The 20,183-nt window shown below is 62.5% G+C and carries 15 protein-coding genes; 12 read left to right on the top strand and 3 right to left on the bottom strand.

Going from position 1 to position 20,183, the window contains the following annotated elements; all coding sequences use genetic code 11:
- Positions 1–54 precede the first annotated feature (54 nt).
- The 5 genes from ABUH87_RS04795 (at position 55) to ABUH87_RS04775 (ending at position 7,976) form a co-directional block, all read left to right on the top strand.
- Complete coding sequence (locus ABUH87_RS04795; protein ID WP_367770442.1) at positions 55–315, top strand: hypothetical protein; 261 nt, start codon at positions 55–57, stop codon at positions 313–315.
- Complete coding sequence (locus tag ABUH87_RS04790; protein ID WP_367770439.1) at positions 312–2,144, top strand: tetratricopeptide repeat protein; 1,833 nt, start codon at positions 312–314, stop codon at positions 2,142–2,144. Before ABUH87_RS04795 ends, ABUH87_RS04790 begins: the two co-directional genes overlap by 4 nt.
- 301 nt (positions 2,145–2,445) lie before the next feature.
- The gene (locus tag ABUH87_RS04785) at positions 2,446–4,941 is read left to right on the top strand and encodes a TonB-dependent receptor domain-containing protein (RefSeq protein WP_367770435.1); all 2,496 of its coding nucleotides are present in this window, start codon (positions 2,446–2,448) and stop codon (positions 4,939–4,941) included.
- A gap of 81 nt (positions 4,942–5,022) precedes the next feature.
- On the top strand, positions 5,023–6,849 hold the full coding sequence (locus ABUH87_RS04780) for a methyl-accepting chemotaxis protein (RefSeq protein ID WP_367770432.1): 1,827 nt from the start codon (positions 5,023–5,025) through the stop codon (positions 6,847–6,849).
- A gap of 8 nt (positions 6,850–6,857) precedes the next feature.
- Positions 6,858–7,976, top strand: a complete 1,119-nt coding sequence (locus tag ABUH87_RS04775; protein WP_367770429.1) for a DUF2332 domain-containing protein — start codon at positions 6,858–6,860, stop codon at positions 7,974–7,976.
- A 199-nt stretch (positions 7,977–8,175) separates the two neighbouring features.
- Here the strand turns inward: ABUH87_RS04775 and ABUH87_RS04770 are convergent, their stop codons facing one another.
- From ABUH87_RS04770 to flgE, 3 genes are read right to left on the bottom strand one after another with little or no spacing between them, the layout of a single operon-like run.
- Positions 8,176–9,084 carry a flagellin gene (locus tag ABUH87_RS04770; RefSeq protein WP_367770422.1) on the bottom strand — a complete coding sequence of 303 codons (909 nt, stop codon included), beginning with the start codon at positions 9,082–9,084 and terminating at the stop codon, positions 8,176–8,178.
- 13 nt (positions 9,085–9,097) lie between these two features.
- On the bottom strand, positions 9,098–11,182 hold the full coding sequence (gene flgK / locus ABUH87_RS04765) for a flagellar hook-associated protein FlgK (protein ID WP_367770419.1): 2,085 nt from the start codon (positions 11,180–11,182) through the stop codon (positions 9,098–9,100).
- Between the two features lie 46 nt (positions 11,183–11,228).
- Positions 11,229–12,521: a flagellar hook protein FlgE gene (flgE, locus tag ABUH87_RS04760; protein WP_367770416.1), complete on the bottom strand. Its 1,293-nt coding sequence runs from the start codon at positions 12,519–12,521 to the stop codon at positions 11,229–11,231.
- A 168-nt stretch (positions 12,522–12,689) separates the two neighbouring features.
- Here flgE and ABUH87_RS04755 point away from each other — a divergent pair, with 168 nt between their 5' ends.
- The 7 genes from ABUH87_RS04755 to ABUH87_RS04725 form a co-directional block, all read left to right on the top strand.
- A complete protein-coding gene (locus tag ABUH87_RS04755) occupies positions 12,690–13,136 on the top strand; it encodes a flagellar biosynthesis repressor FlbT (RefSeq protein WP_367770413.1) in 447 nt (148 codons plus the stop codon).
- Positions 13,137–13,176: 40 nt separating this feature from the next.
- Positions 13,177–14,541, top strand: a complete 1,365-nt coding sequence (gene fliI, locus ABUH87_RS04750) for a flagellar protein export ATPase FliI (RefSeq protein WP_367770410.1) — start codon at positions 13,177–13,179, stop codon at positions 14,539–14,541.
- Positions 14,538–14,981 carry a hypothetical protein gene (locus ABUH87_RS04745; protein ID WP_367770407.1) on the top strand — a complete coding sequence of 148 codons (444 nt, stop codon included), beginning with the start codon at positions 14,538–14,540 and terminating at the stop codon, positions 14,979–14,981. The genes fliI and ABUH87_RS04745 overlap by 4 nt, the downstream gene beginning before the upstream one ends.
- Entirely contained in the window at positions 14,978–15,937 is a 960-nt protein-coding gene (locus tag ABUH87_RS04740) for a peptidoglycan-binding protein (RefSeq protein WP_367770404.1), read from the top strand. Before ABUH87_RS04745 ends, ABUH87_RS04740 begins: the two co-directional genes overlap by 4 nt.
- 122 nt (positions 15,938–16,059) lie before the next feature.
- Positions 16,060–17,145, top strand: a complete 1,086-nt coding sequence (locus ABUH87_RS04735) for a sigma-70 family RNA polymerase sigma factor (RefSeq protein WP_367770401.1) — start codon at positions 16,060–16,062, stop codon at positions 17,143–17,145.
- A 395-nt stretch (positions 17,146–17,540) separates the two neighbouring features.
- A complete protein-coding gene (locus ABUH87_RS04730; protein WP_367770388.1) occupies positions 17,541–18,155 on the top strand; it encodes a response regulator transcription factor in 615 nt (204 codons plus the stop codon).
- 214 nt (positions 18,156–18,369) lie between these two features.
- A partial coding sequence (locus ABUH87_RS04725) for a methyl-accepting chemotaxis protein (RefSeq protein ID WP_367770385.1) occupies positions 18,370–20,183 on the top strand: 1,814 nt, incomplete at its 3' end.

Below are 20,183 nucleotides of genomic sequence, written 5' to 3'. Positions count from 1 at the left end.
GGCGCTGTTTCTCCTATAATGGAAGAGTTGACAGGTTATTGAGGTGACGCGCGGATGAGCCGCAATCAGAAGCCCGGCAAATTCAAGCTGGTGGGCGCGGGCGCCCAGCCCAACTACGGCCGGCGCATCGGTGATGCCTTGCCGGGAGATGCGGATGCTGGCGCTGGTGCGGGCGTGGCAACAGCGGCTGCGGCGGCTGGCAGCGAGACCAATGTGCGCGGTGCGCTGTTGCGCGCGCTCCTGTTTCTCGCCGCCTGCGCCGCAGGAGGTGTGGCTGCGGTTTACTTCGGCCTGATCGGAGCAGCTTCCGCATGAAGTTCTCGCTGATCCTTCTGTTGGCCGGGGCAAGCGTTTCCGTTCAGCGCGGACCCGCACAGGCTCCGCTCGCTCCGGCTCCGCTTCACATCCAGATGCCCACCCCTGAGGGGGGCGCCCGGGGCGACCCCAAGCTGACGGGCAAGGCACGCCTTCCCGGTTTCGCTCCTGAGCTCGCGGATATGCCCCGCATCAGCAGTCCGAAGGGCTGGGGCGGGCAAACCATGCGCCAGGCCCTCGCAGGATTGGCTGGGTCGCGGCAAAATACACGTCAGAGTGCACGCTGGGTTTATGCAAAGACGCTGATCTCCCAGGATCGACATGCCGAAGCACTGGGCGTTCTCGACGTCATGCTGCAGGATGATCCGGATCTCGCGCTTGTCGCCAATTACGAGCTGGCACGCGGGGTCGTCCTTGCGGCTCTCGCCCGCCCCGAGGAAGCTCTGTCGGCGCTGGATCGTGACGAGTTGGTCGGGAACACAGAGGCTTGTTTCTGGCGCGCCCGAGCGTTTGCGCAGTCCGGTCTGAACGACGACGCTCTACGCGAATTTGGTTGTGCTCGCGCGGCGCTGGCGGCTCGCACCGGCCCCCAGCGCGTACCGTTCCTGTCGGAAATGGCAGAAGCAGCGCTGGCTAAACAACAGCCGGAGCTGGCGCTGCGCTGGCTTGCTGCGGCACCCGACGGCGACGCTACGGCAAACATCATGCGGGGCCGCGCGCATGTGGCGATGAGCGACTATGGTAAAGCGCGCATCCGGCTCGGCCGTGCAGAACGTTCCGGCGATGAAGCCGAGCGTTATCAGGCGCGGCTGGCGCTGATCGAGTTGGGCGTTGCGCAGCGAACGATGGGTCTGAAGGAAGCGCGGCGTGAAGTCGACCGCATCCGCTTTGTGTGGCGTGGCGGCCCGATCGAGGAGCAAGCGCTGCGTTTGAGCTATAGCCTGGCCAAGAAGGCGGGCGACGCTCGGGGAAGCATCGCGGCCGGCGCGACGCTTATCCGCTACTTCGAACTGGGATCTGAGCTGCCCCCGCTGGTAGCCGACGTGCAGAGTCGGCTAGCCGCTCTCCTGGCTCCTGGAAACAAGATGCCGTTGTCCGAGGCGGCAGGTATCTACTGGGACTACCGCGACCTGATGCCGGCGGGAGGTGAGGGGGACCGCCTTGTGGCGCAGCTGGCCGACCGCCTGCAGGCCAGCGGCCTCTACGCCCGCGCTGCCGAATTGCTCGAGCATCAGCTCCGCCATCGCGCTCTGGACATTGCGCAGGGGCCTCTTTCTGTCCGCGTGGCGACGTTGCATGTGCTTGCCGGGCGCCCTGATCGCGCGCTTGCAGCGATAAGGGATACCGAAGGGACCATCTTCCCGCAGCAGATGCTGTGGGACCGGAATCGCATCATGGCGGTCGCGCTACATCAGCTTGGCAAGACGGAGGCCGCGTTGTCGGTTCTGGACGACGTGCCGGACGCGAGTGGATTGCGGACCGAACTCTTGTGGAAACGCCGGGATTGGGGGCGGCTTGTCGCAGAGAGCGCAGCTAGTCTGCCGCCCGCCGACAGCCTCAACGAAGTGAGGCAGGCCGTCGTGCTGCGTCACGCGATAGCGTTGGGGATGCTGGGCCGGGAAGAGGAACTGGCGCGGCTCCGCACACGGTATCAGGCGGGATTTTCCGGCCTGCCAACCGCTCCGGCCTTTGATCTTCTCACCAAGGATGCGGCCGGCGTGGAAGCCGAGAGTCTCTCGAGAGCGATGTCGGCGATCCCGTCCGCCAGCCCGGCGGGCATCTATGCGGATCTTCTGGACGTCGCGCCGGCACCACTGAAGAGTAAGTGAGAGGTTGGTCAACTTGTAAACCGGCGCTGCGGCATCGGAGTGATGGGTCTGCGATCGCGCCACGATCCGGGATCGCGGTCATCGAGCGTCAGGGCGAAGCAAAGGCATGTAAATCGCGGACACAGAATCCAACTTCAAGGCACGGGTAGTTGCATTTCTGCCACTGGATGTGCCGCAGCCGCACAAATAACCTCAGATAACCCGTAACCCCCGTAACTTTGTCTATGATGAAGAGCCGATTTCGGCAGTGGCATCGACGAAAGGATTTTAACCTTTCGTTAATGAGAGGTGGGGTTCCTAAATGAATAAGTATAAGTTGCTTCTTGGTTTGGCACCGTTGGCGTTTGTCACGCCAGCTGTTGCAGAAGAAGCAGCCGATGCTGCCCAAGGCGCGTCGGCAAACGGCACTGCGCAAGTAGAAGTATTCTCGACCGGTGTCGCGAAGGGGCGTGACCGTCTCGACAGCGCGACCTCGACGAGTTCGCTGCGTGGCGACGAGATCCAGAAGATCGGCGCACGCAATGTCGCTGAAGTCATGCGGAACATCCCCGGCGTTCGCGTCGAGGCGTCCAATGGCGACGTGAACAACAGCTTCACGATCCGCGGTCTGCCTCTCGCTTCTTCAGGCTCGAAGTACCTGCAGTTGCAGGAAGACGGTCTGCCGGTGCTGGAGTACGGCGACATGTTCGTCGGTGCCGACACCTTCCTTCGTCCCGATTTTAATCTCAGCGCAGTTGAAGCGATCCGCGGCGGCTCCGCATCGACGTTTGCCTCGAACTCGCCCGGCGGTCTGATCAACTTCATCTCCAAGACGGGTGACGTCGAAGGTGGATCGGTCCAGGTCAGCACCGGTCTCGACTTCGATGAAAAGCGTCTGGACTTCGACTACGGCGGTCGCATCAATGATACGCTGCGCTTCCACGTCGGCGGCTTCTATCGCGCCGGCGAAGGCCCGCGTGAGACTGGCTTCACCGCCTATAAGGGCGGCCAGGTCAAGCTGAACGTCACCAAGGAGTTCGCCACCGGCTACGTTCGTCTCTCGGGCAAGTACCTGGACGATCGCACTCCCTCCTACCTTTCGGTTCCGATGGCCGTCACCGGCACCAACTCGGATCCCAAGTACCGAGAGATCCCCAACTTCGACGTCAACAGCGGCTCGATGCTCTCGCCGTTCGTAACCGACATGGTTACGCTGGATGGCAACAACAATCTGACCCGCAGGGATCTGCGCGACGGTATCCACGCCATTGCCAAGACAATCGGTCTTGAAAGCCAGTTCGATGTTGCCGGATGGACGATCACTGAGCGGTTCCGCTACGCGGATCAGTCCGCGCAGATGGGACAGTTCCAGCACGGACGCGTCATGCCGGCATCTGCACTTGCTGCCATGTTCGGTGGCCCCGGCGCCACGCTGAGCTATGCTACCGGTCCCAACGCCGGTCAGGTGATTGCTGATCCAGCCTCGCTCAACGGCAACGGTCTGCTTGCGCTGGCGGTGCCCCGCGTAATGGACATCAACTCGCTCGACAACATGACCAATGACATTCGCGCGACGCGCCAGTGGAATATTGGTGCGGGCGTCCTGACGACCACGGCTGGCTTCTACACTTCGCAGCAGAGCCTGGATGCAGACTGGCTGTTCACCTCGGCCATCTCGGATGTCCGCGGAGACGGCAAGTCGGCTCTGGTGAACATCACGCGCGCCGACGGCATTCCGATGACGCAGAACGGTGCCATCGCTTACACGGGCGGACCTGGCAGCGCCACCTTCCGCCGCAAGTACGACGTCGATTTCCGTGTGAACGCGCCTTACGGCTCGCTCAACTACATGGTCGGCAAGATCGCCATCGGCGGCAGCATTCGTTATGACATGGGCAAGGCGGAAGGCTCGCTGTTTGGAAGCGATCTGGGCGGCGGTCGCGTTGGCCTCGTGTCGTACGACATCAACAACGATGGCGTGATTTCGTTTCCCGAGCGCAACACGGCCGTCATTCCGCTCGACCGTCCTGCGCCTGTGAACTTCGACTACGAGTACCTGAGCTACTCGGCGGGTATCAATTACCGCGTCGCTGAGGAACTCGCCGTGTTTGCGCGCTACAGCCGTGGCGGACGCGGTGCTGCCGATCGCGTGCTGTTCACGCCGATTGTGAGCCCGTTGAGCGGTGAACTGGTCGATAAGCGTGCAGGTCGTGACTTCGTCAAGCAGGCCGAGGCGGGTGTGAAGTACCGCGCCGGGGACCTGACGCTGAACTTGACGGGCTTCTGGGCGAAGACGAACGAGATCAACCAGCAGACCGTCACTCTGCCGGATGGTTCGCTTTCCCCGGTGATCATCGCGCGCGGCTACAAGGCAATTGGTGCCGAGTTCGAGGGCGCAATCCGTCGTGGCCCGTTCAGCTTGACTGCTGGTGCAACCTACACCGACGCAGAGATCGAGAGCGACTCTCTGAATCCGGCGATCGAGGGGAATATCCCTCGCCACCAGCCCAAGCTGATCTTCCAGGCGACGCCTCAGTTCGAGAACGAGACGTACACCGTCGGCGCCAACGTCGTCGGCACCACAGGAAGCTACGCACAGGACAACAACGCCCTGAAGATGCCGGGTTACACCGTCGTCAATGCGTTCTTCCAGGTTCGTCCGGCGGAGCGGGTGCAACTGTCGCTTAACGCGAACAATCTGTTCGACGTGGTCGGCATCACGGAAGTGGCGCAGGGCGCGATCCCGGCCAGCGGCCCGGTTTCGGTCCGCACGATCAACGGTCGTACCATCACGACGTCGCTGCGCTTCGACTTCTAAGTCGAGCGTGGCGGAAGCCGGACGCGCCTGGCGCGTCCGGCTCATCGTGAATGAACGAACACAAAATCGAGAGTCAGCAAGATGTTTAAATCCATGAAGATCCCGAGGAAGCTGGGCCTTTCCTTCCTCACGATCTGTGCATCCGCCGCGATCATGATGATCGTTTTCTTCATGAACATCAGCATGATCAGCAACTCGACGGACATGAACAATGCGAGTCAGGAGCGGCATGCGAAAGCGCTGGCCCTGGATACTGCGATACTTCGTCAGAACAGCCAGTTTCGCGGTTATCTGGTCACAGGTGACTCATCGTATCTGAAATCCTATTACGAAGGCCGAGACGATTACGACCGCATCTCCAAGGAATTGGAGCAGGACCTGACTGACCCAGCGCTGAAGGCCGCGCTGCTCAAGTCGCGCGAAGAGACTCTTAAGTGGCGCAAGAACTGGGGCGATCGCCTGATCGCCCGCGTCCAGGCCGGTGACCGCGAGGGCGCTGCCAATGCAGTGCGTGCCGCTGGCAAGACCGTGATGGTCTCTGACGCGGTGCTGCCGTTGCGCGAGATCCGCGATGCCGAAGTGGCGCAGATCGCAGAGAACTCCGAGCGGCAGGAAGGCGCCATTGCCAGCGCGATGACCGTGCTGATCATCGGCGGCATCTTCCTCATCGGTATTGCAGTTACGCTTGCCTTGTTGCTCAGCCGCCTGATTGCGCGCCCCGTTGCTGATCTCACCAAGACAATGGGTGATCTTGCGGCCGGTAAGAACGACGTCGATGTCCCCGATACGGACCGCGGCGATGAGCTGGGAGACATGGCTCGCGCAGTTCTCGTGTTCCGCGATGCCGCCGTGGCCAAGCAGGCTGCCGAAGCGGCCAATGCGAAGGCGGAGGCTGATCAGAAGATGGTCGTCGAGACCATTTCCTCGCACCTTTCAGAGCTTGCCGCCGGCAACCTGACGGCGGAGATTACGCGCGACTTCCCGGGCGATTATTCGACCGTGAAGACAAACTTCAATGCCGCCGTAGTCGCACTTCGCGACCTGATCTCCTCGGTGATGGAATCGGCCAGCTCGATCCGCACCGGATCGACGGAAATTGCACAGGCTGCAGAGGATCTGGCCCGTCGTACACAGGCCAACGCCGCAAGCCTGGAGGAAACCTCCGCGACCATTACGCAAATGGACGGCCGCCTCAAGGCAACTGCCGAGGCCGCAACCCTGACGGTCGAGCGTGCCGATGGCACGATGCTGAGCGTCACCGGTGGCCGGTCTACCGCGGACGAGGCCGTACAGGCCATGACGCGGGTGTCCGACAGTGCGAAGGGCATCGACAGCGTCATCGAAGGTTTGGACAAGATCGCCTTCCAGACGCGCGTTCTCGCCATGAACGCTGCTGTCGAGGCAGGGCGTGCCGGTGAAGCCGGGCGGGGTTTCGCGGTTGTTGCCGATCTCGTTTCGGCACTCGCGATGCGGGCCGAGGAAGAGGCAGGGCGCGCGCGCGGCCAGCTGACAGAGACGCAGAGCGACATCGCTGCTGCCGTTGATGCGGTGCAGAAAGTCGATTGCGCTCTGGCCGACATTTCTTCGGGCGTGGGCGATGTGCACCAGTTGCTCAGCCAGATGGCGAGCGACAACGTGGCGCAATCGACGGCGATTACCGAGGTCAACGTGGCGATCGGGTCGATGGATCAATCGACACAGCGCAATGCCGCCATGGTCGAGCAGACCTCGGCTGCCGCCCGCCAGCTGGCGAGCGAAGTCACGGCGTTGTCGGATCAGGCGAGCCGCTTCAACGTGGGGAACGGTACCGGTGGTATACACCGCACGGGTTCCAGTCTTGAAGGGCCTTCAGTTGAACTCGCGCTGGTTCGCCGGGCGAACGGCCATGCCGAGCAGGTCTGGCACTGAACCTACTCATGTTGATGAACAGAATCGCCTGCGTCACCGAAAGCGGCGAGCTTTGGCGCCAGTCCAAGGTTGCACGGGAGCTGGGCTCCCCATTTGTTGCGGCCGTACTCGAAGCCGGTCACCGTCAGTTGAGGCATGCCCCGCTGACGGCTGACCTGATAAACGGCTGGGCAGATCCGTCCGCCGCGGCCCTCGCGATGCGATTCAACGCTGCCCTTCATGCGATCGCCCGGCGTGGCGATCGCCCGGATCTGACGGCGCTTTACGGCGGTGAGCATCAGCACTTCGACGAGGCAATCGCAGCTGCTCTCAGGGCGGAAGACAGGTTCATCTGCGAATGGATGCGCCACACGCCGCAGACCAACGAAACGGGCCGAGCGGCTGCGATTGCGACGGCGTTGATGACTGCGCGTCGCCAGCTCGGCCTTCCTTTCGAGCTCCTCGAACTCGGGTCGAGCTGTGGGCTCAACCTTAATCTGGCACGTTACGCATATAACCTTGGCGGCACCATGGCTGGCGACCTCGGTTCGCCCATCCTGGTAGAGCCTGAATGGCGCGGTGAGCCGCCAGTCGCAGCGCCGATCAAGGTGATCAGTGCGCGGGGGGTCGATCTCAATCCGCTGAATGCGTGCGACGAAGCAACGCGAGAACGTCTTCTCTGCTTTGTGTGGGCGGATCAGCCCCGCCGCGCTCGGCGGCTTGAGCAGGCCCTTGCGATGGCGCGGGTACACAAGCCGGCTGTGGAGAGAGGCAACGCTGTCACCTGGCTTTCCGATCGCCTTGCAGACCCACAGGAGGACGGCGTATGTCGGGTGGTGTTCCACTCGATGGTCCTGCAGTACCTGAGCATGCCGGAACGCCAGCACGTTCTGGACACGATCACCGACGCTGGTGCGCGCGCAACGCGTGAGCGTCCGCTTACCTGGATCAGCTTTGAATGGACTCCCCTGAGGGACGAAGTGCAGCTCCTGCTGACATGCTGGCCCACGTATGAAACCCATTTGATCGCGCGCTGCCACGCCTATGGCAACTGGATCGAACCCATAGGGCGTACTCTGACACCGCAGTCACTCGCCGCGCGGCTCGAGCATTCGCAACTGAAGGCGGACTACGTCGCAGTTGCCTGACAGGGGATCGAGAGCGACGCCGTCGCCCAGCCTCCCCTGCCGACCTTCTCCCGAAAGCAAATGAGTGCGGACCATGTGAGTGGTCTGCCTGCTTGTGTCCCGAGAGCTTACGTGTTGTGCGTGTCACGCGCGCAAAAGAAATCCGGCCTCTCTCGATGAGAGAGGCCGGATCGGGGACAAGGGGGCAGGGTACTTTCGCTCAGTTCAGGTAACGAACGAGGCTGAGCCCAGAAAGTTGCGAAAATACCGAATAGGATGCTTCCAGCACAGTCCGGCGCATGGTGAGCTCGGAAGCGACTTCGGCCAGATCGGCATCCTCACTGCGCGAGATCAGTTCCTTCAGCAGGATTGAACGATCCTCGGCGCGCACGCCCAGATCTTCGATCTGCGCTTGCTTGCGTCCGTTCTCGGCGTTGATCGAGCGGATGTCGGTCAGACCACTCTCGATCTGCTTCACGGCGTCTCTCAGAGTGGAGATCTGCGCCTCCGACACCTTTTCCCCGATCGGTGCCAACCCTGCGAGAGTGCGGAAGCCCTCCATGATTTTGGAGCCGAGATCGCTTGCTACCACCCCGAACTCTACATCGAGGCCTTCTGAAACACGGGCCGAGGCGCGAATGCGATCGTTGCCGAACACTTCGGCGGCGGGGGTGCCGGCAAGTTCGGCGAGGGTTTCGGGTTTGAATGGCAGTTCTTCGGTGCGCGACCCGGCGAACAGGGGCAGCCCGCCCTCGTCGGCGTTCAGCGCCGAACGCACCTGCTGAAATGCTGCGTCAATCGCCTCCTGAAGGCCCGCAGACTGTCCCGTTCCGACAGCCTTGAGCATCTCGACCCGCATCGATTCAGAGGCCGACTCAATATTGGAGATGTTGGCATCCTGGATCGCCAGTGTGGTGCCTAGCCGCTTGGTGACAGTTCCATGTGCATCCTGCCGGGCAAGAAGCGAATGTGCGGATAGAGTGCGCACCGCTTCCGTGCCCAGGTCGGCATAATTCTGCGCTTTCCTGCCCGAGGCGAGTTGGAGCTGCGTGGCGGAGACCTTCTGTTGCGAGCGCTGGATGGCATCGAGCATCGTGCGCTGCATCGGAATGGAAGCAACCCTGGTCATTCTATCGGTCCTTTCAACCCACCATTGCGATGAGCGTGTCGTACATCTGCGTGGCCGTGGTCATCACCCGTGCCGACGCGGAATAGCTGTTCTGGAAAACGATCAACTGCGCGAGTTCTTCATCGATGTTCACGCCAGAGAAAGAGTCCCGGCGATTGGCTGCATCGTCGCGGCGGGCAGTGGCATCGGTCATCGACGCCTCGGCCTGTGCTGCCTGCGTGGCCGCGCGCCCCAGAACACCGCTAGCGAAACGCTCGATGGTGGAACTGCCGTCCTTGCCAAAGTCGGTCGGCTTCGCGAGCTTGTTGACGAACGCCGTCGCACCGCGAACGTCACCCGCGCCGACTGCCTTCTCGCCCGGTAAGGCGGTCGTGTCGAGGCGGGCAAGGGGAAGCCGCCTTGGTGTTCCCACCAGTACCGGTAGGACCTCCGCGCGCGAAAGTCCGCTGGATGCGCCCGTTAGGCCAGCGAGCGCTGAGAAAGAGCGTCCCGTGCCAAAACGATCGGTCGAGTCCGCCGGTATACTGAGCGAAGCACCGCTCAAGGCCGCGTCGGGCTTGAACTGGAAACGTCCACGATCGTCGAGTGAAAAGGATCCATAGTCCTTCAGAGGACTGTTGTTGTTCAAGTCATTGACGAGGTCACCCACCGTGCCGCCCGAGGCAGGCGACAGAGTGTAGCGAACGAGGGAGCGCCCGCTTGCATCGCGGAGTACGAGCTGGGTTGTCTGGCCGCTCGTGAACCCGTGTGGGTCGCCCAGCTGAAGGCCAGAGGGCACCAGTGCGCTGTCATCGCTGCGCACGATGTCGTTGAGGCCGAAAAAGTGAGAGAAGCCTGCACCCGCGCGATCGCTGGGCTGCGCCGGATCCTGTCCGATGGCTATACCGTTTCCCGATCCATTTGCGCTGATGGTCAGCTTGCCGTTGACGAAGGAGGCCGTGCCCGCGCCGCCTAGTCCGGCGTTGATCCTTGCGACCGCACCATCAATGGTTGGTGGCGAAACTGTGCTGAAGTCGACATCCGTTTTGGCAACGACCTTGCCGCCTGCGTCGAGAACCGCGAAGGTTGCCTGGCCGGTGAAGCCAAGACGGTCGGTTCCGATGAGGCCGGTCTGCCGCCCCTCCAAAGAAGCGGGTGCGGGAACCGAAGTTCCCTCGTTGGCCGCCGCATTCAGCGTTTCGGCAAGGCCGCCGAAGAGGACACCGACCTGATCTGCGAACTGCGGAAGCGCCCGGTCGCGAAGATCGATCAGGCCGCCCAGCTTGCCACCAACCCCGGCGGAATCGATGCGTTCGCCCGTTGATGCTCCATCGGCAAAGCGGATGTCGATCGGAGGATATGTCGGCTGGGCCACGCCTTGGCCCACCACCGGGTAGGAGAGCTGACGCAGCCTACGGTCGAGTAGAACCGCACCCGACGCGGTATCGATGGTAACGCGCCCATCGGGCTGCTCGCGAACTGTCACGTTCATTAGCTTACTGAGATCTTCCAGCGCGGTCATGCGCTGGTCGGCGGCGCCTGCCGAGCTGCGGCCGAGACCGTTGAGCTGGGCTACCGTGTCGTTGAGCTCGTGGATACGCTTCAGAAGGCCGTTCGCGGTTTCAATGGTGTGACCGACTTCCGTCTCTACGTCTGCCCGTAGCGAAGCCACGTCGCTGTCCAGCTGCTGCATCGTCGAGATCGCGTCACCGATCTGCTGAGTGAAAGCCGCCAGCGTCTGCTCGGATCCGGGTGATCCGGTCATGGCGACCGCGGCACTGGTAATCGCATCCAGCCGGGCAGAAAGGCCGGACGGTGCTCCAGGTGTCCCGAGCATGGATTGCAGGCGATCGAGATAGCTTGAGGTGATCTCGGCCCGGCCCATTTCACCGGAGCGGCGGTAGACCGTCGCTTCAAGAAACCGGTCTGCAACGCGATCGGGTTCGCTGACCACCACGCCACTCACTCGACCAGATGTAACTCCGGTCGAGAGCGAGACACGCTCGCGGGCATAGCCAGGCGTGTTCACGTTCGCGATGTTGGCGGAGACGGTTCGCAGACCGGACTGCGAAGCACCGAGACCAGACAGAGCTGACCCCAAGATATCGTTTAGTGACACGTGACTTTTTCCTGATCGAGCGGCGGGTGGTCAGTCGAGAAGCCTATCAGCGCTTCAGATTGCCAAGTTCCTGCAGCATATCGTCCACCGTGGTGATGATCTTCGACGAGGCGCTATACGCCCGCTGGAAGCGGATCATGTTGGTGAATTCCTGTGCCAGATCGACATTGGAAGCCTCCAGAGTGCCAGCCTTGATGTTGCCCGCTCCAAGCTGGCCCGGAGTGTTGATCGCGTAGTTGCCGGACGCGCTCGAGGTAATGAAAGCATTGCCCGACAGGCGGGTGAGACCATCCGGGTTCTGGAAGGTCGCGAGAGGCAGCTGGAATACGGCGCGTGCCGTGCCGTCCGAGAAGATCGCGCTCACCTTGCCGTCAGCCGATATCTCGACCGACGCAATCGTGCCGAGCAGCCCTCCGTCTTCCGAGGACGAAATGCGGTTCGACTGACCGGAGAACTGGGTCAGACCGTCGAGCTGACCATTCGTGCCGAGTGCCAGCGCGATCGGCTCGGAGCCGGCTCCGTTCGTCCAGTTGACGTTGAGGGTATCGAAAAGCGCGCTCGAAGAGGCGGTGCGGTTGAGACTTCCGTCCGCATTGAAGACGACGTCGCCACTGGCGAGAAGCCCGCCCGCTGCGGTGACATCCGAAGCCGGAACCGCGTAGATTTCACCCTTCCAGGTGTTAGGGGCGGTTTTGACGTATGACAGCTTGACGGTATGGACGCTTCCCTGCGCATCATAGACGTCGACCGTATGTGTGAAGTGCGGAGTCACCGTGCCCGATGCCATATTGCCGGCCGTGTATGCGCCGGTATACTCCGTCTCACCCGATGCCAGATTTGCGCGAAGCTGGATGCGGCCGGTTGCTGCCGCCGACCCGGTCAGCTCGCTAACGCGCACTGCTTCCAAGTTCGTGGTGCTGATAGGATCACCTTGCGCATCGAGCCGCCAGCCCTGGAGATAGAAGCCGCTGGTGTTGCGCAGATAGCCTTCAAGATCCGGCTTGAATGAGCCCGCACGGGTAAAGGCGAGGTCAGCGTCGGCGCCGCTGCCGGTCCGGGTCACGAAGAACCCTGCGCCATCGACCCCCAGATCCGTGCCGCTTGCTGACGCCTGGAGCAGGCCCTGCTTAGAGATCGTCGCCTGCGGCGCAGCGGATACCCCACCGGCCGAATAGGAGTTGCCCAGTCGGCCGTCCGTCACCATCGTGCGGAACTCCGCCGTCACGCCCTTGTAGCCGATCGTGTTGATGTTGGTGATGTTATCGGCGACGGTCGCCATGGCGGACGACTGGGCGCTGAGGCCGGAAACGCCCGAATAAAGTGCGGAATAAAGGCTCAACAGCGGTCTCCCTTGGAGAGATGGTGCGCGCGGCCGAATGCCGCCGCCTGCAATGCAATTATAGGACGGAGTCGGAGAGGGGCTGCTTCTCGGTAAAAATTCGTGGTGCTGCGCCCGGAAGACCGGGCTGCGTCCTATACTTAAGACAAGCACCAAGAGGATCACCGCATGCTTCGGATTTCACTGCGCGATGGCGAGAAGGTCGTCGTTAACGGCGCCGTCATGAGGGCGGTTGGCCGGACCGAGATCGTTGTCGAGAACAAGGTGTCGGTCATGCGTGGCCGTGAAGTGATGGCTCCGGAGGAGGCGACCACGCCGGCTCGGCAGCTGTATTTTCACACGATGATGGCTTACGTCGACCCCGCCGGTGGCGAGGGGCACCAGGACCGCATTCTCGAAGCGCTTCGGCAGGTGATGGCGGTTCTCGCCACGCCGGAAGCGGCTACGCACGCGTTGTCCTTCGGACAGCATGTCGCGCAACTGCAGTTCTACAAGGCACTAAGAGATTGCCGCCAGCTGATGCAGGTGGAAGCAGCGCTTCTGGAAGAACAAGGCTCGGCGTCGGCTGAGGAAAAGCAGGGTGCCCCTTCGAGCGGACTCGACGCTGCGGCCTGAGCTTTAGCAGCGCTTCGATCCTCAAGGCAGGACCAACTTCATGCCAAGCATCGCATCCGTCGCGAGCGCGATCCGCGAACTGACGCCCGATTGCCGTTTCGGCAAAGTGGTGGCGGTGCGCGGGGCGCTGATCGAAGTCGCTGGCCTCTCCGGAGCTGCTCAGATTGGATCGCGCGTCGAGATCGCGACGGAGACCGGGGCCGTAGAGGCCGAAGTGACTGGTCTGGACCACGACATCGCCCACTGCATGCCCTTTCGCGACCCGCAGGGCGTCGCCTCCGGATCAAGGGCGGATCTGGTGGCGGCACGCTTCGGCATCCGGCCTGATGACAGCTGGCTTGGCCGCATGGTCGACGGTCTTGGCCGCGCGATCGACGGCAAGGGGCCGCTTGCAGCAGGCCCTGTCCCGCGCGCGGTCAAGGCATCGCCGCCCCCCGCAGCCGCTCGCGGCCGCGTCGGAGAAAAGATCGATACCGGCGTGCGCTCGCTCGACATCTTTGCACCACTGTGTCGCGGGCAGCGCCTTGGCCTTTTCGCCGGCTCCGGCGTTGGCAAGTCGGTGCTCCTTTCCATGCTGGCGCGCTGGACTCAGTGCGATGTGGCCGTGATCGGTCTTATCGGCGAGCGTGGCCGCGAGGTGCAGGAATTCGTCGAGGACGATCTTGGGCCAGAGGGGCTTGCGCGTTCGGTCGTGGTAGTCGCCACTTCCGATGAGCCTGCGCTGATGCGGCGCCAGGCCGCCTGGACGACGCTCGCCATCGCCGAGCACTTTCGCGACCAGGGGCTGAACGTGTTGTGCCTGATGGACTCGGTCACCCGCTTTGCCATGGCGCAGCGTGAGATCGGCCTCGCTTCGGGCGAGCCGCCCGCGACGAAGGGCTACACACCGACGGTTTTCGCCGAACTGCCGCGGCTTCTGGAGCGAGCTGGTCCGGGTCTCGCGGGACAAGGAAGCATCACCGGCCTCTTTACGGTCCTGGTCGACGGCGACGACCACAACGAGCCGGTTGCCGACGCCGTGCGAGGCGTCCTCGATGGGCACGTGGTGATGAGCCGGCGCATTGCCGAACGCGGCCGGTACCCCGCGATCGACCTGCTGAAGTCGGTCTCGCGCACATTGCCGCGCGCCCACACCGAGGAAGAGAATGCCCTGCGACTTGGCGCGCGCAGCGTTCTCTCACTTTATTCCGATATGGAAGAGATGGTCCGGCTTGGCGCCTATAAAGCAGGAGCGAGCCCAGTGGTGGACCGCGCCATCGCCCTCGCCCCACGCGTGGAGGCACTGCTGGGGCAGGGCAAGGATGCGCAGGGCTTCCGTGCCGAGAGCTTCGCCGCCCTCCGCGAAATCCTCGAGCCCACAACTGAGCTAGAGACAACCACAGAGAATGAGGACGTCACGGCATGAGGACCCCTTATTGCTCCGCGATCGGCCTTCAGCGCCGCGAAGTCGACCAGATCCGTATTTCCATCGGCGTCGAGATCGGCCGACTTACCGAGGTGGAGCGCCGACAGGCCGAGCTCGAACACGATGTGAATCGGGAACGCAGCATTGCCGCTGACGGGTTCGACCTTCCGGCCACCGCATATTTCGCCAGAATGCATGCGGAGAAATCCCAGCTGGAAGAAAGCCAGCGCGAGATCGACGCGAAGGTTACGTGGCTGCGCACGCAGGCGCGCGAGGTGTATGGCTCCTTGAATGCCATCGAGGGCGCGGCCACTCGCTATCGCGACGCCGAGACACGGCGCATCGAAGGCGCCGAACAATCTGCCATAGATGATCGTTCGGCGGTCGACTTCCTTACCAGACTTCGCAGCGCGCGGGTTGCTGCCGGGCGGCGTAGATGATCGACAGGACCCAGCTTTCAGCCCTGACACCCTCGCAAAGGGCTGACCTGATCTACAGGCAAGCGCAGTCAGAACTGGCGCAGGGTCTCTGGCGCGCCGCTCTGGGCGATGAGCACGAGCGGAACGCCCAGAGCGCCAATTGGAGCGAATCAGTCGGCGGTCGAAGCGGCCTCGACGCGCTGCTGGCGCTGATGAGCGACATGGGATCGACTCCTGCCGCCGGTAAAGTGCAACAGTTGCCCGAAAGTGCACATGCACCCGTTGAGGACGCGCCCACGACATCGACGGTGACCGTTTCGGACGACACGTTGCGCGCCGATGCGCTCGGCCCCAACGTGCGCCATGCTGATTCAATCTCTCGGGCCGCGGAGCGCACGGGGATACCTGCTACGGCGCTTGCTTCTATCATCGATGCAGAAGCCGGGAGAGCGCGCGACGGGAGCTGGAATATCCATTCCCGCAATCCGCGCTCTAGCGCAGCGGGACTCGGGCAATTTCTTAGCGGAACCTGGGAGGCTGAGGCCGAGCGCCCGGGCACATGGCTGAATGAGGAAGCGAATCGGCGCGGCTGGCTTAACGATTCGGGGCAAGTGACGCGAGAGTCGCGCAGTTCACTTCTTTCCCTGCGTTACGACCCGGAAGCTTCGATCCAGACGATCGCAGACTACGCACGCGGTAATCTTAACCGTCTCAAGCGGGTCGGCGTTAACGTTGATAGGGACGTTGAGAGTGTTGCCCGCGCGGCTTATCTGGGACATCATCTTGGGCCTTCGGATGCTGCTAAGTTTCTGAACGGAGGGCTAGATCCTGCCCGTGCCCGCCGGCTTTTGGCAGCTCAGGTCGGGCCCGCGGAAGCGTCACGCCGGCTCATGGAAGCAGGCAACGCCACCGACGCGCATCGGCGCTGGCTGACGTCATACACCGAGCGCCGGATCAACCCGGACCGGTTCGCCTGAGAGAACTGACTAGGGGATCCTACTAATGGGAATGATTACTCCCCATTGAGGACGCGTGGAGCATTGAGCGGTCACGGAGACGACGGGGGGTCGGCTCCAAGGTAACCGGAAATTTAGCTCCAATGTCCAAGATCACCATCGCTTTGGAAGCCGCTGTTGCAACGGTTATTGAGAACCGTGCAAATGAGGGGGAGCGGCAGACCGCTCGGCAGCGGGCAAATGTTGATAAGGCATTCGCCAAGATCCTGAAGTTGATTGCTCCGCGCATACGCCACTTCATCCGGCAGTATGGCTTGGTGGCCCACTGGGAAGATGCCGAGCAGTGCTGCGCCATAGGCGTGCACCGCGCGATTGAAGGTTACGATCCGACCAAGGCGCAGTTTACCACGTTCGTTAACTGGCAGTTGCGCGGCGAACTCCAGAGCCTGCGTTTCCGCCTGATGACCGACCAGCGCGCATCGGCCAAGAAGGTCGAAGCGACGACCGTGTCTCTCCACGCGGCGGCGAGTGGCCCTGATGGCGAGGAAACGTCGATCGAGGGTCTGATCGAGGACGAGGGCGCACTGGCCCTCACCGAGAGCGCTGCTTCTGATTACCTCGCAAAGCGCAGCACCGACGCGCTTCTCGAAGAGTATGTCCGTCACAATCGCACAGCGGGCCTGGAGCAGCTTCGCCGTCGCCCTCAGCCCAAGCGCGCCCTGCGTCAGCTCGAGGCTCAGACTGGCTCGCGGTCTGCCTTCAGCCGTCTCGACCCCACAGAGGTGCAGAAGCTCGAAGAAAAGCTGGCACGTGATCGTGAGATCCTGGAGCGCCGGGTGTTCGAAGAAGCGACGCTCGACGAAGTCGGCGTGAGCACGGGTATCACCAAGGAGCAGATCCGTCAGATCAGCAAGCGCGCAACCAAAGGACTGGCTGAGCTTGCATCTACGCAGCCCCGTTTCGCCATCATGGCGGAATACGGTGTTCCCGCCGCCAAAGCCGCAAAAGGCACGCCCGCGCACGCTGCAGCCGCCGTCGTTCCGCAGATCGCCGCCGAGAGCAAGGTCAGCATTCTTCCGGATGCGGCCCAGCCCCACAACCGCATTCTGCGCGTGGTCGCGGTCGATGGCTCCGAGGGAGCGCCTACGGTTGCGCTTTCTGCCGAAATTCGCGCAGAGTCTCTGGTCGCGGCTACCCAGCCCATCATGCGCGGATCTCTCGCTGCCTGATATCTGCGACATGGGTGAGGGCCGTGCCTTCACCTGGTGACGCTCTTTTCAGCACTCTCGGTGGCCGCGTCAGGACGTAATCTGGCGCGGCCATTCTGTTTGGGCAAGTTATTGTAAGTGGCTTGGAATTCTCCTCTCGGCATTGCAAGGTGTCCACAACGGCCAGAAAGGCGAGGGAGATTTTGACTTTGGGGGAGGAACGATCGGTGGGCACGGGCGTCTTCAAACATGGACCCGGCACTCGGAATGCCACCAGCGCTGATGCACGCAGGGGGCTCCCATTTCGCTACCGGGCGGTGGAGGTGCGCAGGGGCGACATGCTGCATGAAGGTATCAGGCCGCCTGGCAGGAGGCTCCGCCAGATCGTTCCGACAACAGACGGGAAGATGTAAACGGTGGCTACTCGCGCGATTTACATAGTCGATGACGACGATTCGGTCCGAGACTCCCTTCGCGCGCTTCTGGCCATCCACTCCAATCTTTTGATTCATTGCTACCGGTCCGGCAGCGCCTTCCTTGAGCAAGTGGATGAGCTTGATCCTGGGGTGTTGCTCGTCGACTATCACATGCCGGGAGTGAGCGGTGTCGAGGTGCTGCGCGCGACGGATCGCAGCAGGTTCCTCACGATCATGCTCACCGGTCACGCGAGTGTGAGCTTGGCAATGGAAGCTATGCGCGCTGGCGCAATCGACTTTCTGGAGAAGCCCTACGAGCCGGAACGGCTGCTCGACATTGTAGACGCTGCGTTCGAAAGGCTGGAGCGGAACCGTGCCGCAGACGCGCGCGTGGCGGCGGCGCAAGCCAAGATTGAGCGCCTTTCGGGGCGGGAAAAGGCGGTGCTGGATGGCCTGATACGGGGGCGCCCGAACAAAGTCATCGCGCATGAGCTTGAGATCAGTCCACGTACGGTGGAGATTCACCGGTCCAAGCTCATGGACAAGCTGGAGGTGGGCAGCCTTTCCGAAGCGCTGCGTATCTCCTTCGCCGCAGGCTTGATCCCCATCGAGTGAGCGCTGGCTGATTGCGCCGGATTGTCGACGACGGCTAGCACACAGGGTGTGGACCGCACGCCGCTCCCCTTGCACCCGCATAGGAGCAATCGGTTGAGCCGCTGATTGTAACGAAAAACCTGCCCCTGTGGCCGGCTTTGCCGGCCAACTTTCCTATAAGATTCAGGTGAGTTGCATCGCCTAACGCGGTGCGCCGACCTATGAAGGATAGTTCATGAGCTTCATCAGCAACATGAAGATCGCCGGAAAGGTGGCAAGCCTGCTAATCATGCTAGGCGTCGTCACTCTGGGCCTGGCGATCCTCAGCTACAGCACGATCAGTGCGATCAATGACGACTATACCGTCCTTGCCGACCAGACGCTCCCCGCGACCTCCGATCTCGCGCGGGCCAACCGTAGGGCGGTCGAGATGGGCTATAGCGGATACCGGGCTTACGCGTACCCTGGCGCTAGCGTGCAGGCTCGTGCGGCCGCAGAGGAATTGCAGAAGGCCTACGAGGCTGGCAGCCAGAACCTGGATGAGGCTTCAGAGACTGATCCGGCGTTGGCCGACAAGATGCCCGAACTCCGCAAGCAGTTCGACGATCTACACGCCACCGTTTCTCGCGGCATTGCGCTGAGCCTCGCCAATCGAACGGAGGAAGCCGGTCGCGTGCTGCAGGAGGCCGACGGTCAGATGCAGGGCCTTTCCACCAGCTACTCGACATTGAACAAGAAGCGCGTGGCTGATGGCGACGTGCAGACGGATGCGCTTGATGAATACGCGACTTCCATGTCGTTTTGGATGCTCGTGATCAGCGTCGTCAGCGTCGCGAGCGGCATTGCTGTTGCAGCACTTGCTTCACGCAAGTTGATCTCTGCGCCGCTCGGTCGCCTCCAGGATACGATGCGTAGTCTGGCCGACGGCAACAACTCAGTCGAAGTGGATGGAACCGACCGCGGCGACGAGGTAGGTTCCATGGCAAAAGCCGTGTTGGTTTTCCGGGATGCAGCCATTGCTCAGGAAAAGGCGGCGGTTGCGAAAGCCAAGGCCGACGCGGACCAGAAGTTCGTGGTCGATACCGTTTCCGAAAAGCTCGCCAGCGTGTCGCAAGGCGACCTGACCGCGGAGATCAAGGCCGAGTTCCCGCCTTCTTATGTTGATCTGCGGAGCAACTTCAACGCTGCTCTTATCAACCTTCGCCAACTGATCGGCTCTGTGATCGAGAGCTCGCACAGCCTTCGCACCGGGTCGAACGAGATCGCGCAGGCTTCGGAAGATCTGGCCCGCCGGACCGAGAGCAATGCGGCCAGCCTGGAGGAGACCTCGGCTGCGCTGACGCAGATCGATGGCCGCATCAAGGCGACCGCCGAAGCGGCCAGCCGCACTGTGACGCGTGCGGACGAGGCGATCAGCACCGTCTCGGGCGGCCGGGGCGTGGCTGACGAAGCCGTGCGCGCCATGAGCCGTGTTCGCGAAAGCGCCAAGGGCATCGACGAGGTCATCGAGGGTGTCGACAAGATCGCGTTCCAGACCCGGGTTCTGGCCATGAATGCTGCCGTGGAGGCAGGCCGTGCAGGCGATGCGGGCCGTGGTTTCGCTGTCGTGGCCGATCTGGTCAGCGCGCTTGCAATGCGCGCCGAAGAGGAAGCCAAGCGCGCCCGTGATCAGCTGACGGTGACGCAGACCGACATTGTCACCGCGGTAGAAGCCGTGCAGCGGGTCGATGGTGCTCTGGCCGGGATTTCAGAAGGCGTGGGCGAAGTGCACCAGCTGCTCGGCGGCATGGCGTCCGACAACCAGGCGCAGGCCTCTGCGATCACCCAGATCAGCGTTGCCGTGAACAACATGGATCAGGCGACGCAGCAGAATGCCGCCATGGTCGAGCAAACGTCGGCCGCAGCGCGCAACCTGAACAGCGAATCCGAAGCGCTCGCCGTCACCGCCGGTCAGTTCCGGATCAGCGATGGCGCACGGTCCGCCAAGGTCGTCGTGAAGTCCGCAACCAGCCTGATGGCTCCGCCCGTCAACGATCTGGCGCCGCCGCC

Origin of the sequence: Novosphingobium rhizovicinum (genome assembly GCF_040813635.1) — a bacterium.
GTDB lineage: Bacteria > Pseudomonadota > Alphaproteobacteria > Sphingomonadales > Sphingomonadaceae > Novosphingobium > Novosphingobium rhizovicinum.
The sequence above is the reverse complement of the archived record's forward strand: the minus strand, read 5'-3'. Positions and strand labels throughout refer to the sequence as shown.

What these genes read in the sequence shown, in the direction of transcription:
- ABUH87_RS04740 (WP_367770404.1), top strand. Translation starts at nt 14,978, where the DNA reads ATGATCGACAGGACCCAGCTTTCAGCCCTGACACCCTCGCAAAGGGCT.
- ABUH87_RS04775 (WP_367770429.1), top strand. Translation starts at nt 6,858, where the DNA reads ATGTTGATGAACAGAATCGCCTGCGTCACCGAAAGCGGCGAGCTTTGG.
- ABUH87_RS04770 (WP_367770422.1), bottom strand. Translation starts at nt 9,084, where the DNA reads ATGACCAGGGTTGCTTCCATTCCGATGCAGCGCACGATGCTCGATGCC.
- ABUH87_RS04735 (WP_367770401.1), top strand. Translation starts at nt 16,060, where the DNA reads ATGTCCAAGATCACCATCGCTTTGGAAGCCGCTGTTGCAACGGTTATT.
- ABUH87_RS04780 (WP_367770432.1), top strand. Translation starts at nt 5,023, where the DNA reads ATGTTTAAATCCATGAAGATCCCGAGGAAGCTGGGCCTTTCCTTCCTC.
- ABUH87_RS04790 (WP_367770439.1), top strand. Translation starts at nt 312, where the DNA reads ATGAAGTTCTCGCTGATCCTTCTGTTGGCCGGGGCAAGCGTTTCCGTT.
- fliI (WP_367770410.1), top strand. Translation starts at nt 13,177, where the DNA reads ATGCCAAGCATCGCATCCGTCGCGAGCGCGATCCGCGAACTGACGCCC.
- ABUH87_RS04755 (WP_367770413.1), top strand. Translation starts at nt 12,690, where the DNA reads ATGCTTCGGATTTCACTGCGCGATGGCGAGAAGGTCGTCGTTAACGGC.
- ABUH87_RS04745 (WP_367770407.1), top strand. Translation starts at nt 14,538, where the DNA reads ATGAGGACCCCTTATTGCTCCGCGATCGGCCTTCAGCGCCGCGAAGTC.
- ABUH87_RS04795 (WP_367770442.1), top strand. Translation starts at nt 55, where the DNA reads ATGAGCCGCAATCAGAAGCCCGGCAAATTCAAGCTGGTGGGCGCGGGC.
- ABUH87_RS04785 (WP_367770435.1), top strand. Translation starts at nt 2,446, where the DNA reads ATGAATAAGTATAAGTTGCTTCTTGGTTTGGCACCGTTGGCGTTTGTC.